Annotated in this window: 15 protein-coding genes, 1 tRNA gene and 2 rRNA genes; 14 read left to right on the top strand and 4 right to left on the bottom strand. The window is 50.9% G+C overall.

Going from position 1 to position 16926, the window contains the following annotated elements; genetic code table 11:
- Positions 1-54: 54 nt before the first annotated feature.
- From accB to HV477_RS15170, 11 genes are all read left to right on the top strand, one after another.
- A complete protein-coding gene (accB, locus tag HV477_RS15220) occupies positions 55-525 on the top strand; it encodes an acetyl-CoA carboxylase biotin carboxyl carrier protein (protein ID WP_000354626.1) in 471 nt (156 codons plus the stop codon).
- Between the two features lie 10 nt (positions 526-535).
- Positions 536-1885 carry an acetyl-CoA carboxylase biotin carboxylase subunit gene (gene accC, locus HV477_RS15215; RefSeq protein ID WP_000884627.1) on the top strand — a complete coding sequence of 450 codons (1350 nt, stop codon included), beginning with the start codon at positions 536-538 and terminating at the stop codon, positions 1883-1885.
- 108 nt (positions 1886-1993) lie between these two features.
- Complete coding sequence (locus tag HV477_RS15210; protein ID WP_000340016.1) at positions 1994-2236, top strand: YhdT family protein; 243 nt, start codon at positions 1994-1996, stop codon at positions 2234-2236.
- A complete protein-coding gene (panF, locus tag HV477_RS15205) occupies positions 2226-3677 on the top strand; it encodes a sodium/pantothenate symporter (protein WP_001175739.1) in 1452 nt (483 codons plus the stop codon). Before HV477_RS15210 ends, panF begins: the two co-directional genes overlap by 11 nt.
- 11 nt (positions 3678-3688) lie before the next feature.
- Entirely contained in the window at positions 3689-4570 is an 882-nt protein-coding gene (prmA, locus tag HV477_RS15200) for a 50S ribosomal protein L11 methyltransferase (RefSeq protein WP_001145849.1), read from the top strand.
- A 119-nt stretch (positions 4571-4689) separates the two neighbouring features.
- On the top strand, positions 4690-4965 hold the full coding sequence (locus tag HV477_RS15195) for a carbonic anhydrase family protein (RefSeq protein WP_306292755.1): 276 nt from the start codon (positions 4690-4692) through the stop codon (positions 4963-4965).
- 266 nt (positions 4966-5231) lie between these two features.
- Positions 5232-6197: a tRNA dihydrouridine synthase DusB gene (dusB, locus tag HV477_RS15190; protein WP_079798596.1), complete on the top strand. Its 966-nt coding sequence runs from the start codon at positions 5232-5234 to the stop codon at positions 6195-6197.
- 25 nt (positions 6198-6222) lie between these two features.
- Entirely contained in the window at positions 6223-6519 is a 297-nt protein-coding gene (gene fis, locus HV477_RS15185; protein ID WP_000462905.1) for a DNA-binding transcriptional regulator Fis, read from the top strand.
- A gap of 85 nt (positions 6520-6604) precedes the next feature.
- Positions 6605-7489: an adenine-specific DNA-methyltransferase gene (yhdJ, locus tag HV477_RS15180; protein WP_000642611.1), complete on the top strand. Its 885-nt coding sequence runs from the start codon at positions 6605-6607 to the stop codon at positions 7487-7489.
- 82 nt (positions 7490-7571) lie between these two features.
- Positions 7572-7736 (top strand): DUF2556 family protein, encoded by a 165-nt coding sequence (locus tag HV477_RS15175; RefSeq protein ID WP_000620015.1) that lies wholly within the window; start codon positions 7572-7574, stop codon positions 7734-7736.
- Positions 7737-7886: 150 nt separating this feature from the next.
- Positions 7887-9986, top strand: coding sequence for a bifunctional diguanylate cyclase/phosphodiesterase (locus HV477_RS15170; protein ID WP_079899344.1), 2100 nt, complete (start codon positions 7887-7889; stop codon positions 9984-9986).
- A 2-nt stretch (positions 9987-9988) separates the two neighbouring features.
- Here the strand turns inward: HV477_RS15170 and envR are convergent, their stop codons facing one another.
- The gene (envR, locus tag HV477_RS15165; protein WP_001085725.1) at positions 9989-10651 is read right to left on the bottom strand and encodes an acrEF/envCD operon transcriptional regulator; all 663 of its coding nucleotides are present in this window, start codon (positions 10649-10651) and stop codon (positions 9989-9991) included.
- A 403-nt stretch (positions 10652-11054) separates the two neighbouring features.
- Between envR and HV477_RS15160 the strand changes: the two genes are divergently transcribed.
- The 3 genes from HV477_RS15160 to HV477_RS15150 all read left to right on the top strand — a co-directional run bounded on the left by HV477_RS15160 (position 11055) and on the right by HV477_RS15150 (position 15795).
- Positions 11055-12212: an efflux RND transporter periplasmic adaptor subunit gene (locus HV477_RS15160; RefSeq protein WP_000160383.1), complete on the top strand. Its 1158-nt coding sequence runs from the start codon at positions 11055-11057 to the stop codon at positions 12210-12212.
- 11 nt (positions 12213-12223) lie between these two features.
- On the top strand, positions 12224-15337 hold the full coding sequence (locus tag HV477_RS15155) for an efflux RND transporter permease subunit (protein ID WP_001273283.1): 3114 nt from the start codon (positions 12224-12226) through the stop codon (positions 15335-15337).
- A gap of 236 nt (positions 15338-15573) precedes the next feature.
- Positions 15574-15795, top strand: coding sequence for a membrane protein (locus HV477_RS15150; RefSeq protein ID WP_000825645.1), 222 nt, complete (start codon positions 15574-15576; stop codon positions 15793-15795).
- 783 nt (positions 15796-16578) lie between these two features.
- Here HV477_RS15150 and rrf (HV477_RS15145) read toward each other — a convergent pair.
- The 3 genes from rrf (HV477_RS15145) to rrf (HV477_RS15135) form a co-directional block, all read right to left on the bottom strand.
- A 5S ribosomal RNA gene (gene rrf, locus HV477_RS15145) occupies positions 16579-16694 on the bottom strand.
- 39 nt (positions 16695-16733) lie between these two features.
- Positions 16734-16809, bottom strand: a tRNA-Thr gene (locus HV477_RS15140).
- Between the two features lie 14 nt (positions 16810-16823).
- A 5S ribosomal RNA gene (gene rrf, locus HV477_RS15135) occupies positions 16824-16926 on the bottom strand; the annotation flags it as partial.

Genomic DNA, 16926 nt, shown 5'->3' with positions numbered 1-16926 from the left:
CGGCGCTAAAACGCCTGTCACAATCACACTAAACAAAGAGTACGGAACCCACTCATGGATATTCGTAAGATTAAAAAACTGATCGAGCTGGTTGAAGAATCAGGTATCTCCGAACTGGAAATTTCTGAAGGCGAAGAATCTGTTCGCATCAGCCGCACAACGGCAAACGCCGGTTTTCCGGTGATGCAGCAGGCTTATGCGGCGCCGATGATGCAGCAACCCGCTCTGTCTAACGCTGTCGCGCCAGCGGCTACTCCAGCAATGGAAGCGCCTGCCGCAGCGGAAATCAGTGGTCACATCGTACGCTCCCCAATGGTTGGTACTTTCTACCGCACCCCAAGCCCGGACGCGAAAGCGTTCATCGAAGTGGGCCAGAAAGTGAACGTGGGCGATACCCTGTGCATCGTTGAAGCCATGAAAATGATGAACCAGATCGAAGCTGACAAAGCAGGTACTGTGAAAGCGATTCTGGTCGAAAGTGGTCAACCGGTAGAATTTGACGAGCCACTGGTCGTCATCGAGTAACGAGGCGAACATGTTGGATAAAATTGTCATCGCCAACCGCGGCGAGATCGCACTACGTATTCTTCGAGCCTGTAAAGAACTCGGCATCAAGACCGTCGCTGTGCACTCAAGCGCGGATCGCGATTTAAAACACGTATTGCTGGCGGATGAGACGGTCTGTATTGGCCCGGCACCGTCCGTAAAAAGTTATCTGAACATCCCGGCTATCATCAGCGCCGCTGAAATCACCGGCGCGGTGGCAATCCACCCGGGTTACGGCTTCCTTTCTGAGAACGCCAATTTTGCCGAGCAGGTTGAACGCTCCGGCTTTATCTTTATCGGCCCGAAAGCGGACACCATCCGCCTGATGGGCGATAAAGTGTCCGCGATTACCGCGATGAAAAAAGCGGGCGTGCCGACCGTACCAGGATCTGACGGCCCGCTGGGCGACGATATGAATGCGAACCGCGCTCATGCCAAACGTATTGGCTATCCGGTGATCATCAAAGCGTCCGGCGGCGGCGGCGGCCGCGGTATGCGCGTGGTTCGTAGCGATGCTGAACTGGCGCAGTCCATCTCCATGACCAAAGCGGAAGCGAAAGCGGCTTTCAGCAACGACATGGTATACATGGAAAAATACCTGGAAAATCCACGCCACATCGAAATTCAGGTGCTGGCGGACGGCCAGGGCAACGCTATCTATCTGGCGGAACGCGACTGTTCCATGCAGCGTCGCCACCAGAAAGTGGTTGAAGAAGCCCCGGCGCCAGGCATTACGCCGGAACTGCGTCGCTATATCGGCGAACGCTGCGCGAAAGCGTGCGTAGACATCGGCTATCGCGGCGCAGGGACGTTCGAATTCCTGTTCGAAAACGGCGAGTTCTATTTCATCGAAATGAACACCCGTATTCAGGTTGAACACCCGGTGACTGAAATGATTACCGGCGTCGATTTGATCAAAGAGCAGTTGCGCATCGCGGCGGGTCAGCCGCTGTCGATCACACAGGACGAAGTTGTCGTTCGAGGCCATGCGGTAGAATGCCGTATCAATGCCGAAGATCCGAACACCTTCCTGCCAAGCCCAGGCAAAATCACGCGCTTCCATGCGCCTGGCGGCTTTGGCGTTCGTTGGGAATCCCATATCTACGCGGGCTACACGGTGCCGCCGTACTATGATTCCATGATCGGCAAACTCATCTGCTACGGTGAAAACCGCGACGTGGCGATTGCCCGTATGAAAAATGCCCTGCAGGAACTGATTATCGATGGTATCAAAACCAATATCGATCTGCAGACCCGCATCATGAATGACGAGCACTTCCAGCACGGTGGAACCAACATCCACTATCTGGAGAAAAAACTCGGTCTTCAGGAAAAGTAATCGCACGTTAATCTCAAAAGGCCGGTGAATCCGGCCTTTTTTATTTCTGGGGATAGCGATGCCCCATCATGTACAATTCCCGCTTTCTTCACCCATAAGGGACAAAAAATGGACGCTCGTTTTGTTCAGGCCCATAAAGAGGCGCGCTGGGCGCTGTGGCTGACCCTTTGCTATCTGGCGGCATGGTTAGTGGCTGCTTACTTACCTGGAGACTCTCCGGGAATTACCGGTCTGCCGCACTGGTTCGAGATGGCCTGCTTATTGACGCCGCTGGTCTTTATTTTGCTGTGCTGGGCGATGGTGAAATTCATTTATCGCGATATTCCGCTGGAGGATGACGATGCAGCTTGAGGTCATTCTACCGCTGGTAGCCTATCTGGTCGTGGTCTTCGGGGTCTCGATTTACGCTATGCGCAAGCGTACCGCCGGCACCTTTTTAAACGAATATTTTCTTGGCAGCCGTTCGATGGGCGGGATCGTGCTCGCGATGACGCTTACCGCCACCTATATTAGCGCCAGTTCATTTATCGGCGGTCCCGGCGCGGCTTATAAATACGGTCTGGGCTGGGTCTTGCTGGCGATGATCCAGCTTCCCGCCGTCTGGCTTTCACTGGGTATTCTGGGTAAAAAATTCGCTATCCTGGCGCGTCGCTATAATGCCGTCACGCTTAACGATATGCTATTCGCTCGTTACCAAAGCCGCCTGCTGGTGTGGTTGGCAAGCCTGAGTTTATTGGTCGCGTTTATTGGCGCAATGACCGTACAATTTATCGGCGGCGCGCGACTGCTGGAAACCGCGGCGGGGATTCCCTACGAAACCGGCCTGCTAATATTTGGCGTCAGTATCGCACTCTATACGGCGTTTGGCGGCTTTCGCGCCAGCGTACTTAACGATACGCTACAGGGCCTGGTGATGCTGGTCGGCACGATAGTGCTGCTGGTGGGCGTGATCCATGCGGCGGGCGGTCTAAATCAGGCCGTTGACACGCTGCACGCTCTCGACCCCAAACTGGTAACGCCGCAGGGCGCCGATGACATACTTTCTCCCGCCTTTATGACCTCTTTTTGGGTACTGGTCTGTTTTGGTGTGATTGGCCTGCCGCATACGGCGGTGCGCTGCATCTCCTATAAAGACAGTAAAGCGGTACACCGGGGCATTATTATCGGTACGATTGTCGTGGCGATTTTAATGTTCGGGATGCACCTTGCCGGCGCGCTGGGTCGCGCGGTGCTTCCGGATCTGACGGTGCCGGATCTGGTGATCCCAACGCTAATGGTGAAAGTTTTGCCGCCGTTTGCCGCCGGGATCTTCCTCGCTGCGCCAATGGCGGCGATCATGTCAACAATTAACGCCCAACTGCTGCAAAGTTCCGCGACGATCATTAAAGATCTCTATCTCAACCTGCGCCCCGATCAGATGCAAAATGAGATCCGGCTGAAGCGTATGTCGGCAGCGATTACATTACTGCTAGGCGCGCTGTTGCTGCTGGCCGCGTGGAAACCGCCAGAGATGATCATTTGGCTCAACCTGCTGGCGTTTGGCGGCCTGGAAGCGGTGTTCTTATGGCCGCTGGTACTGGGCCTTTACTGGGAGCGGGCAAACGCGGCAGGCGCATTAAGCGCCATGATCGTGGGCGGCGTGCTATATGCCCTGCTTGCCACATTTAATATTCAGTACCTGGGCTTTCATCCGATTGTGCCCGCGTTACTGTTAAGTTTATTGGCTTTTTTGATCGGAAACCGATTCGGCTCTTCCGCTTCGCAAGCCACCGTATTGTCTACTGATAAATAAAGAGTTTTGCCATGCCATGGATCCAATTGAAACTGAATACCACCGGCGCGAATGCTGAAGAGCTGAGTGATGCGCTGATGGAAGCGGGCGCCGTTTCCATTACCTTTCAGGATACGCACGATACGCCGGTTTTTGAGCCGTTGCCGGGCGAAACCCGTCTGTGGGGCGATACCGATGTGATCGGTCTGTTCGACGCCGAAACCGACATGAAAGACGTTGTCGCGATTCTGGAGCAACATCCGCTGCTGGGTGCCGGATTTGCCCATAAAATCGAACAACTGGAAGATAAAGACTGGGAACGCGAATGGATGGATAATTTCCATCCGATGCGTTTTGGCGAGCGTCTGTGGATTTGTCCCAGCTGGCGTGACATTCCGGACGAGAATGCCGTCAACGTGATGCTCGACCCGGGACTGGCGTTCGGTACGGGTACGCACCCCACCACCTCTTTATGTCTGCAATGGCTGGACGGGCTCGATCTCAACGGCAAAACCGTGATCGACTTTGGCTGCGGTTCAGGCATTCTGGCGATTGCCGCGCTGAAGCTGGGAGCGGCAAAGGCGATTGGTATTGATATCGATCCGCAAGCTATTCAGGCCAGTCGCGATAATGCCGAACGCAACGGCGTTTCTGACCGGCTGGAGCTGTACCTGCCGAAAGACCAGCCAGAAGCCATGAAAGCCGACGTGGTCGTCGCTAACATCCTGGCAGGCCCATTACGCGAACTGGCCCCGTTAATCAGCGTACTGCCCGTTGAGGGCGGTCTGCTGGGGCTTTCAGGTATTCTCGCCAGCCAGGCGGAAAGCGTCTGCGATGCTTACGCCGAGCTTTTCACTCTCGACCCGGTCGTCGAAAAAGAAGAATGGTGCCGCATTACTGGCCGTAAAAAATAATTCTTGTCAGCGTGGTCGCCCGGCCACGCTTTTCTCCACACAACTGCCTTAACACCTTTCTGTCACCGAGACATCATTAAATTCATCAAATGAATGCCTGAAATAACTTCTTTGTCACTATCCGTCTGGATAAACAGCTGCTACCAGCGGACAAAAGGTACTGGCGTTTTAACGGATCGCAGCCATCGTCCTCGTGCTTAGTAAATGCTGTCCGGGTTGTTCTGCAGCATCCGCTAACCCTCTCTTCAACGCAGCTGGAAAAATTTATCCGTGCCATTCATGAACACAAAAGCGCATCTGCGCGCCCCCTTCCGACTGGCAACGGAGAAAAGTCACGCGCAGCGGGAAGTGATCTTGTCCTGAAACGAGACGGCGATCCCATTCATTTGGGGTAATTAGCTTATAAAAAAAGCAGATTATTCCGCTTATCTTGTTTCTGGTCGAAGAAATAGAGAGAAGTTACGGGAATTTGTAAGCGCGTACAAAACCGCCGACAACAAATAACCCTATGATTTTACTGAATTATAAATTTATTTTGCTGTTTTTAAGCACGATTCATTGATCTACAACAGTGGATTGTTCAAAGTTTGGCCTTTCATCTCGTGCAAAAAATGCGTAATATACGCCGCCTTGCAGTCACAGTATGGTCATTTCTTAACTCATGCGCATCGGACAATATCAGCTCAGAAATCGCCTGATCGCAGCGCCCATGGCTGGCATTACTGACAGACCTTTCCGGACGCTGTGCTATGAGATGGGAGCAGGATTGACAGTATCCGAGATGATGTCTTCTAACCCGCAAGTGTGGGAAAGCGATAAATCTCGTTTACGGATGGTGCACGTTGATGAGCCAGGAATTCGCACGGTGCAAATTGCCGGTAGCGATCCTGTTGAGATGGCCGATGCCGCACGTATTAACGTGGAAAGCGGCGCCCAGATTATTGATATCAATATGGGGTGCCCGGCGAAGAAAGTGAATCGTAAGCTGGCAGGTTCAGCCCTCTTGCAGTACCCGGATTTAGTGAAGTCTATACTCATCGGGGTCGTAAACGCAGTGGACGTTCCTGTGACTCTCAAGATTCGCACCGGCTGGGCGCCGGAACACCGTAACTGCGTAGAGATTGCCCAACTGGCTGAAGATTGTGGTATTCAGGCTCTGAGCATCCATGGCCGCACCCGCGCCTGTTTGTTCAACGGAGAAGCTGAATACGACAGTATTCGGGCAGTTAAGCAGAAAGTTTCCATTCCGATTATCGCGAATGGCGACATTACTAACCCGCATAAAGCCAGAGCTGTTCTCGACTATACAGGGGCGGATGCCCTGATGATAGGCCGCGCAGCTCAGGGAAGACCCTGGATCTTTCGGGAAATCCAGCATTATCTGGACACTGGGGAGCTGCTTCCGCCGCTGCCGTTGGCAGAGGTAAAGCGCTTGCTTTGCACGCATGTTCGGGAACTGCATGACTTTTACGGTCAGGCAAAAGGGTACCGAATCGCGCGTAAACACGTCTCCTGGTATCTCCAGGAGCACGCTCCAGACGACCAGTTTCGGCGCACATTCAACGCTATTGAGGACGCCAGCGAACAGCTGGAGGCGTTGGAGGCATACTTCGAAAATTTTGCGTAAACAGAAATAAAGAGCTGACAGAACTATGTTCGAACAACGCGTAAATTCTGACGTACTGACCGTTTCTACCGTTAACTCTCAGGATCAGGTAACCCAAAAACCCCTGCGTGACTCGGTTAAACAGGCACTGAAGAACTATTTTGCTCAACTGAATGGTCAGGACGTTAATGACCTGTATGAGCTGGTACTGGCTGAAGTAGAACAGCCCCTGTTGGACATGGTGATGCAATACACCCGTGGTAACCAGACCCGTGCTGCTCTGATGATGGGCATCAACCGTGGTACGCTGCGTAAAAAATTAAAAAAATACGGCATGAACTAATTTCGATTAGCTAACTGCTTGTTTAAAAAGGCGCTACTCGGCATGGGGAAGCGCCTTTTTTATACGCATCACATGGAATTTGGTCATGAAAGCGGAATGTGAACCTCAGTACTTTGGCGATGAATCGAAGAAGATTATTCACGGTGACGCGCTAACAGAACTTAAAAAACTGCCTTCTGAAAGCATTGACTTAATTTTTGCCGATCCGCCTTACAATATCGGAAAAGATTTCGACGGTATGGTGGAATCCTGGGACGAAGCGTCTTTTCTGGCCTGGCTGTATGAATGCATTGATGAGTGCCACCGCGTACTGAAGAAACACGGCACCATGTACATCATGAATAGCACAGAAAATATGCCGTATATCGATCTCAAATGCCGAACGCTTTTTACCATCAAAAGCCGTATCGTCTGGTCCTATGATAGTTCCGGGGTGCAGGCGAAAAAATACTTTGGTTCTATGTATGAACCGATCCTGATGATGGTAAAAAACCCGAAAAGCTATACCTTTAACCGTGACGCGATTCTGGTCGAAACCACTACGGGCGCTAAGCGCGCGCTAATCGATTATCGAAAAAACCCGCCCCAACCATACAATCAGAAAAAAGTGCCGGGCAACGTCTGGTCATTTCCTCGCGTACGTTATCTGATGGATGAATATGAAAACCATCCTACGCAAAAGCCCAGCGCGCTGTTAAAACGGATCATACTGGCCTCTTCTAACCCGAGCGATACCGTATTGGACCCTTTCGCGGGCAGTTTCACCACAGGCGCTGTCGCAGCGGCGTCAGGTCGTAAGTTTATCGGTATTGAACTCAATAATGAGTACGTAAAAATGGGGCTCAGAAGATTGAGCGTCACTTCGCATTATTCAGAAAATGAACTTGCAAAAGTCAAAAAGAGAAAAACACAAAACCTGTCCAAAAAGCAGCGAAATGTCGGGATAAACGCGCTATCTTCAGAGAAGTAAAAGCATTGTAAGTCCGCTTTTCAGCGTCAAAATTTCATGTATATTCCCAGCACGCATGGGCATGAATACACAGGATTTGACGATGATACGTAAGTATTGGTGGCTGGTTGTTTTTGCCGTCTCCGTTTTTCTTTTTGATGCGCTTTTGATGCAATGGATCGAATTGATGGCAACTGAACAGGATAAGTGCCGAAACATGGATTCGGTTAACCCTCTCAAATTGATCAATTGTACCGATCTGGAGTAGCGAACCGGGCGATTTAACCTATGATTATTTATCACCCGGATTTCTTTTATCCCTTATAAAAAAAGGGAATTAAAACACGTTGAGGATAAAAGAAGGGGTGATACTGTCTCGTCCTGTTCTTTTCCTGCATAACCAATGAGCTAATGATACATGCCGGTTAGTGAGTACAACCACATCCTTGTGGCGGTTTCATTTGCTGTCGCTATTTTTGCGTCCTATACCGCATTAAATATGGCCGGACGCGTAGCCGGAAGCGCCCGATCAAACGCCAGAATATGGCTAATGGGCGGCGGCTTCGCGCTGGGCGTCGGTATTTGGGCGATGCATTTTGTCGGGATGCTGGCGATGGATCACGCGATGAACATGCGCTTCGATCCGTTCCTCACCGGCCTCTCCATGCTGATCGCGATCGGCTCCTCCCTGTTTGCGCTATGGCTGGTTAGCGCTGAAAAACTACGCCTGCGCCGTTTACTGCCGGGCGCGCTGGTGATGGGGCTGGGCATCAGCGCAATGCATTATACCGGGATGGCGGCGCTGCCATTTGCTTCCATTATCGTCTGGAATAGCGCGTGGGTTGCCCTCTCTATCATTATCGCGCTACTGGCGTCCTGCGGCGCGCTGTGGCTCACGTTCCGCCTGCGTCATGAGGGAACAGATGTCGCCCTGAGGCGAGCAGGCGCCGCGGTATTAATGGGGATAGCTATCGCCGGCATGCATTACGCCGGCATGAAGGCCGCACACTTTCCCCAAAACTGGCCGATGGAGCATCGTGGCGTCGATAGCAACTGGCTGGCTGTTCTTGTCAGCGTGGTCGCGCTGACTATCCTGGGCATTACTCTGCTGGTTTCTTTATTTGACGCCCGGCTTCAGGCCCGTACCACACTACTTGCCTCTTCGCTGGCGCAGGCGAACCAGGAACTGGCGCAGCTGGCGCTGCATGATACGCTCACCCGTTTACCAAACCGGGTACTCCTTGAGGATCGTCTGGAACAGGCCATCAGCAAAGCGAATCGGGAAAACACGTCTTTCGCGCTACTGTTTATGGATCTGGATGGCTTTAAAACCGTTAATGACGCTTATGGTCATGATATCGGCGATAAGCTACTGGTGGCGGTCACGCATCGTCTGAACCAACCGCTGAGCGGTCAGTTTACCCTGGCGCGGATTGGCGGCGACGAATTTGTGCTGCTTGCAGAAGTCAGCGCGCCTGACGAAGCGGCTTCCCTTGCCAGCGCGCTGGTACATTCGATAGATGCGCCCTTTACAATAGATCTGTACGAACTGGTCGTCACACTTAGCGTGGGAATAGCGCTCTATCCGCTGGACGGAAAAAACGAACGGGAACTGATGTTCAACGCCGATGCCGCAATGTACCACACGAAACATACGGGGCGTAACGGATACCATTTCTTTCAGCCATCAATGAATATGCTGGCGCAAACCCAACTTCAGCTAATGAATGACCTGTGGCTGGCGCTGGAAAGACAAGAGCTCAGGCTGGTGTATCAGCCTAAATTTCAGGCCCCTGCCGGCCCCATTGTAGGATTTGAGGCCCTGTTGCGCTGGTATCATCCAAAACAAGGCGTACTGAATCCTGACCAGTTTTTACCGCTGGCGGAAAAAACGGGTCTTATCGTCACTATCGGTAGCTGGGTGATAGACGAGGCGTGTCGACAGCTCCGCGAGTGGCACTTACAGGGATACGCCTTATGGTCAGTGGCGGTAAATCTGTCCGCCTTACAATTTGAGCAGCCCGGGCTTGTGGACACCATTACGCGGAGCCTGGCCCGACACAGTATCCGTCCCGATTTATTGATTCTGGAAATCACCGAAACCACGGCGATGAACAAGCCAGAGCAAAGCGTCGCTATACTCACCAGATTAACGGAAATGGGGGTTAAGGCCTCTATTGACGACTTTGGCACCGGTTATTCCAGCCTTCTCTATCTGAAACGTCTTCCGGCGTGCGAACTAAAAATTGATCGCGCTTTCGTACATGAACTCAGCGAGGCAGGCGACGGCGCGACCATTGTTGCGGCTATTGTCGCGCTGGCGAAAGCGTTAAATCTGCAAATTGTGGCAGAAGGGGTAGAAAATGAAACGCAGCAACAATTTTTGACCCAGTTAGGATGCCATACGCTTCAGGGGTTCCTGCTTGGCAAGCCGCGTACGGCAGAGGAAATTGCTCGCGATATTCGGGACTCTGCCAATATATTCACAAGGTCAATATATAATATCAACTCAAAATAATCTCAGGCTTCTTCCGCCTGTTGTTCATTTGGCATTAATTGCCTCACACTGCCATCCGGACTTAGCATTTTTAATACATTATCGACTAATGCAGGCGCCTGCTTATAAAGATCATAACTTGTGGGATTCATTAACCAGTTCTTTACTATTCCGCTAAAACTACCATGCAGAATAATTAATATGACATCCAGATCAAGACTGCCTGAGATCAGCTTTTTATCCATACATCGCTGTAATACTTCAAGCAGCGACTGATGATGGAAACCCATCTTCTCCCGAATGGCCTGTTCCGATATCATACCATTATGGAATTCACATTTATGATATAAAATCTGCATTAATGCCTGCTGACGAGGCACTGCCGCAATATATTGTAAGGCTGCAATAAATTTCTCTCGTAGATCCTGTAAAGGATTATCATTCCAGCATCCCGTAAGCCTATCCTGAATAAGTTCGCGTAAAGGTGGTTGCTGTAACCAAACCTCATTAAACAACTGCGTTTTATTCTCAAAGTGCCAGTAGATGGCGCCCCGCGTGACATCAGCGGCATCAGCGATATCATTCAACGTCGTGTTGGCAACGCCGCGCAAAGCGAACTGCGCAATAGCGGTTTCAATCAAATGTTGCCGCGTTTTAAGCGCATCCGCCTTCGTTTTCTTCGCCATAATTAAGATATCCTGGACCATAAAAACGATAAATACGCTGATAAAATACTCAGCACAAAAAACAACTTTACCATGTCCTTTTTAGTCAGACGAGAGACAGCTATTTTTATTTCGCACAATATCGCCAAATCAATAATAAAAACAAATAAATTAATAAAACATATTCATATAAAATATATATTTCTAATTATGTTATTCAACATCATGATTTTACTAATCGGGACATTATGAAACGACAGGGAATAGTTCTTTTTTTTTGCTTTTATGTGCCGTGAACCCCATCCCAAAATAAGTATTGCTTACATCACAAGCTAATAATTTGTAGGATACCCCACTGCTATTCTATTTTTCGCGCGTTAACGCCTTACCGTTATCCGGTCTTTCGGTTTTTTAAGGAACAGTAATGACGAAACATGCCAGGTTTTCACTCCTGCCCTCATTCATCATATTCTCTGCTGCGCTGCTGGCCGGTTGTAATGACCAGGGAGATACCCAGGCTCATGCCGGCGAGCCGCAAGTCACCGTCCACGTGGTCGAAACAGCGCCGCTAGCCGTAACGACCGAACTTCCCGGACGTACGTCCGCATTTCGCATTGCGGAGGTTCGCCCCCAGGTGAGCGGGATCGTGCTTAAAAGAAACTTCACCGAAGGTAGCGATGTAGAGGCCGGGCAGTCGCTTTATCAGATCGATCCTGCCACCTATCAGGCCGATTATGACAGCGCTAAAGGCGAACTTGCTAAAAGCGAAGCGGCTGCGGCTATCGCGCACCTGACGGTCAAACGCTATGTTCCACTGGTCGGCACAAAATATATCAGCCAACAGGAATATGATCAGGCGATTGCCGACGCCCGCCAGGCCGATGCCGCCGTTGTGGCGGCAAAAGCCGCTGTTGAAAGCGCGCGTATTAACCTTGCGTATACCAAAGTCACCTCACCCATCAGCGGGCGTATAGGAAAATCTAATGTGACTGAAGGCGCGCTGGTGACTAATGGTCAGTCAACTGAACTGGCTACCGTGCAACAACTCGATCCGATTTATGTCGACGTGACGCAATCAAGCAACGACTTTATGCGACTCAAGCAATCCGTCGAACAAGGTAACCTGCATAAAGACAGCGCCAGTAGCACGGTTCAACTGGTAATGGAAAATGGTCAGGTCTACCCGATTAAAGGCACGCTGCAATTTTCCGACGTTACCGTAGATGAAAGCACCGGCTCTATCACGCTCAGGGCGGTGTTCCCTAACCCGCAACACAGTCTGCTTCCCGGTATGTTTGTTCGCGCCCGCATTGATGAAGGCGTCCAGCCCAATGCCATCCTTGTCCCCCAGCAGGGCGTGACCCGCACGCCGCGCGGCGACGCAATGGTGATGGTGGTTAACGATAAAAGCCAGGTCGAAGCCCGCAATGTCGTGGCGGCGCAGGCTATTGGCGATAAATGGCTCATCAGCGAAGGGTTAAAACCGGGCGATAAGGTCATCGTCAGCGGCTTACAAAAAGCGCGACCGGGCGTCCAGGTGAAAGCCACTACCGATGCTCCTGCAGCGAAAACGGCGCAATAAGGTAACCGTACATGGCAAACTTTTTTATTAGACGTCCTATTTTCGCCTGGGTTCTGGCCATTATCCTGATGATGGCTGGCGCACTGGCAATAATGCAACTTCCCGTTGCGCAGTATCCAACCATTGCGCCGCCAGCGGTTTCTATTTCTGCAACCTATCCTGGCGCGGATGCGCAGACGGTACAGGATACGGTTACTCAGGTTATCGAACAAAATATGAACGGTATCGATAACCTGATGTATATGTCCTCTACCAGCGACTCTGCTGGTAGCGTGACCATCACCCTGACCTTCCAGTCCGGAACCGATCCGGATATCGCGCAGGTTCAGGTGCAAAATAAATTGCAGCTCGCCACGCCTTTACTGCCGCAAGAAGTCCAGCAGCAGGGGATTAGCGTTGAAAAGTCCAGCAGCAGCTTTTTGATGGTCGCCGGGTTCGTCTCGGATAATCCGAACACTACCCAGGACGACATCTCTGACTATGTCGCCTCTAACATTAAGGATTCTATCAGCCGTCTTAATGGTGTGGGCGACGTTCAGCTATTTGGCGCACAGTACGCCATGCGTATCTGGCTGGATGCGAATCTGCTAAATAAATACCAGCTCACGCCAGTTGACGTCATCAACCAGTTAAAAGTACAGAACGACCAGATTGCGGCAGGCCAACTGGGCGGCACGCCAGCATTACCGGGCCAGCAGCTTAACGCCTCAATCATCGCCCAAACGCGTCTGAAAGATCCGGAAGAGTTCGGCAAAGTTACGTTGCGCGTCAATACCGACGGTTCTGTCGTCCATCTCAAAGATGTCGCGCGTATTGAGCTTGGCGGTGAAAACTATAATGTTGTAGCGCGCATTAACGGTAAACCGGCCTCCGGTCTCGGTATTAAACTGGCGACCGGCGCTAACGCGCTGGATACCGCAACCGCAATCAAAGCGAAACTGGCGGAGCTGCAGCCTTTCTTCCCTCAGGGAATGAAGGTGGTTTATCCTTATGACACAACGCCCTTCGTAAAAATATCTATCCACGAAGTGGTAAAAACGCTGTTTGAAGCAATTATTCTGGTGTTCCTGGTAATGTATCTGTTCTTACAGAATATCCGGGCAACCCTGATTCCTACCATCGCTGTTCCTGTCGTGTTGCTAGGCACTTTTGCGGTACTCGCCGCCTTTGGCTATTCCATCAATACTCTGACGATGTTTGGTATGGTACTGGCGATAGGGCTGTTGGTTGACGATGCGATAGTGGTCGTAGAAAACGTTGAACGTGTAATGATGGAGGATAACCTTTCTCCCCGAGAGGCGACGGAAAAATCCATGTCGCAGATTCAGGGAGCGCTGGTTGGTATCGCGATGGTACTGTCTGCGGTATTTATCCCGATGGCCTTTTTTGGCGGCTCGACCGGGGCAATTTATCGCCAGTTCTCTATTACTATTGTTTCAGCAATGGCGCTATCCGTTCTGGTTGCGTTGATTCTGACGCCAGCGCTGTGCGCTACGCTGCTTAAACCCGTATCTGCTGAACATCACGAGAAAAAAAGCGGCTTCTTTGGCTGGTTCAATACCAGGTTTGACCACAGCGTTAACCACTATACTAACAGCGTAAGCGGCATCGTGCGTAATACGGGTCGCTATCTCATTATCTATCTACTTATTGTAGTCGGAATGGCGGTTCTGTTTTTACGCCTCCCGACATCCTTCCTGCCGGAAGAAGATCAGGGGGTATTCCTGACCATGATTCAGCTCCCCTCTGGCGCTACGCAAGAACGTACGCAGAAAGTGCTGGATCAAGTCACTCATTACTACCTGAATAATGAAAAAGCGAACGTCGAAAGCGTGTTTACCGTAAACGGCTTTAGCTTTAGCGGTCAGGGACAAAACTCAGGGATGGCATTTGTCAGCCTTAAACCCTGGGAAGAGCGTAACGGTGAAGAAAATAGCGTCGAAGCCGTTATCGCCAGAGCGACACGCGCCTTTAGCCAGATTCGCGACGGGTTGGTGTTCCCCTTCAACATGCCGGCAATTGTCGAGTTAGGTACCGCGACAGGTTTCGACTTTGAACTGATTGATCAGGGAGGACTCGGTCACGATGCGTTAACAAAAGCGCGTAATCAACTCTTGGGTATGGTCGCGAAGCATCCTGATCTATTAGTGCGCGTACGCCCGAACGGGCTGGAAGACACGCCACAGTTCAAGCTGGATGTCGATCAAGAAAAAGCGCAGGCGCTCGGCGTTTCGCTGTCTGATATCAACGAAACCATCTCCGCGGCGTTGGGCGGCTATTACGTTAACGACTTTATCGATCGCGGACGAGTGAAAAAAGTATACGTTCAGGCTGACGCTCAGTTCCGTATGCTGCCGGGAGATATCAACAATCTTTATGTTCGCAGCGCTAATGGCGAGATGGTGCCCTTCTCTACCTTTAGCTCAGCACGGTGGATTTATGGTTCGCCACGCCTGGAACGCTATAACGGGATGCCGTCAATGGAACTGCTCGGTGAAGCAGCGCCCGGACGAAGTACCGGTGAAGCCATGTCGTTAATGGAAAACCTGGCTTCACAGCTGCCAAACGGTATTGGCTATGACTGGACAGGTATGTCGTATCAGGAACGGTTGTCAGGTAACCAGGCGCCGGCGCTGTACGCAATCTCACTCATTGTCGTTTTCCTCTGCCTTGCCGCTCTGTATGAAAGCTGGTCAATTCCGTTCTCGGTAATGCTGGTCGTACCGCTCGGCGTGGTTGGCGCTCTGCTTGCAGCGTCATTGCGCGGTCTGAACAATGACGTTTACTTCCAGGTTGGCTTGTTAACCACTATTGGCCTTTCTGCTAAAAACGCCATCCTGATTGTTGAGTTCGCCAAAGATCTCATGGAAAAAGAAGGACGTGGATTGATTGAAGCGACGCTGGAAGCATCCCGTATGCGTTTACGTCCTATTCTAATGACCTCGCTGGCCTTTATTCTCGGGGTAATGCCGTTAGTTATCAGTCGTGGCGCAGGTAGTGGGGCACAGAACGCAGTAGGCACAGGGGTTATGGGGGGAATGTTAACCGCAACCTTATTAGCTATCTTCTTCGTGCCAGTATTCTTCGTTGTTGTAAAACGCCGATTTAATCGCCATCATGATTAACCGGTAAACAGAGGCGTCTTCGGACGCCTTTTTAAACGGTACGTTTTTATCTCCGCTATTCCCCCTCTCCGCTTACCTCTGCATTCTCCATAGTTTTTACAATTCACATGAATTGAGATGATTCCTCATGTCAGCCATTTTTTCTGTGGTGGTAAAATAACTCTCGTTTTCGCAGCGGTTAGAGCCAGCATTTACGTTGCTGTACTTTGCGAAACGCTGATTAATGAGGTAACACCATGAAAAGACTAATTCCAGTTGCATTGCTTACCACCTTATTGGCAGGTTGTGCACATGATTCTCCCTGCGTACCGGTTTATGACGATCAAGGGCGGCTGGTTCATACCAATACATGTATGAAAGGTACTACGCAGGATAACTGGGAGACAGCAGGCGCTATTGCTGGCGGCGCTGCGGCGGTAGCAGGGTTGACGATGGGTATCATTGCGCTTTCTAAATGATACATGCAGGCGCGGCAATGCCGCGCTTTCAGTAATAATATAAAGGTCGTAAGGATACTCAGCGACGTAATCTGTTCAGCCTGTCCCCCGAAAGTTAACACGATAAAACGCTCTCTTTTCTTACTCGCCCATCCCGATGGTATTTATTCTATTCCTTGTCCGATGCAGACAAAATTGTAGCTTGATAGCATCGTAAGCCGCATTACAAACACGCTTTATACAGTAAGACTTAGAGCGTGGTCATTAGGCGTAATTATCGCAGACAGTCTGGATAAAAACCGGAGCATACACGTAATACATGAGGATTTTGAGCACTGTCCCAGGGCCAAACTGGCAAATAAAATAGCCTAATGGGCCAGATTCTTAGTCCTCAGCGAATATCTCTATTGCTTATTAGAGGCGTAAGTAAAAGCCGTTTGTACATCCACTTCAGCACGGTTCACATTCTATGGTTCAGGCGGATATATGGCGGGAAATCACGTTGACTAAAACGGTTTTTATCCACTCTACGAAGATGTTTAAAACGCGTCGGCGCCATTAACCGATAACTTTTTCCATAGAGAGATAAATGCAAAAAGGCCCAGTCTTTCGATTGGGCCCTTTGCTTTATTTGATGTCTGGCAGTTTATGGCGGGCGTCCTGCCCGCCACCCTACGGGCCGTTGCTGCGCAACGTTCAAATCCGCTCCCGGCGGATTTGTCCTCCTCAGGAGACTACTCACCGACAAACAACAGATAAAACAAAAGGCCCAGTCTTTCGACTGAGCCTTTTGTTTTATTTGATGTCTGGCAGTTCCCTACTCTCGCATGGGGAGACCCCACACTACCATCGGCGCTACGGCGTTTCACTTCTGAGTTCGGCATGGGGTCAGGTGGGACCACCGCGCTACTGCCGCCAGACAAATTCTTTTTCAAATACCGAACTTTAACCGTATTAAGTGGTGCTGATACCCAGAGTCGAACTGGGGACCTCACCCTTACCAAGGGTGCGCTCTACCAACTGAGCCATATCAGCACACTAAATTTGATGCCTGGCAGTTCCCTACTCTCGCATGGGGAGACCCCACACTACCATCGGCGCTACGGCGTTTCACTTCTGAGTTCGGCATGGGGTCAGGTGGGACCACCGCGC

The sequence above is a fragment of the Salmonella sp. SG203 genome, assembly GCF_013350575.1.
In the GTDB taxonomy this organism is placed as follows: domain Bacteria; phylum Pseudomonadota; class Gammaproteobacteria; order Enterobacterales; family Enterobacteriaceae; genus Salmonella; species Salmonella enterica.
The sequence above is the reverse complement of the archived record's forward strand: the minus strand, read 5'-3'. Positions and strand labels throughout refer to the sequence as shown.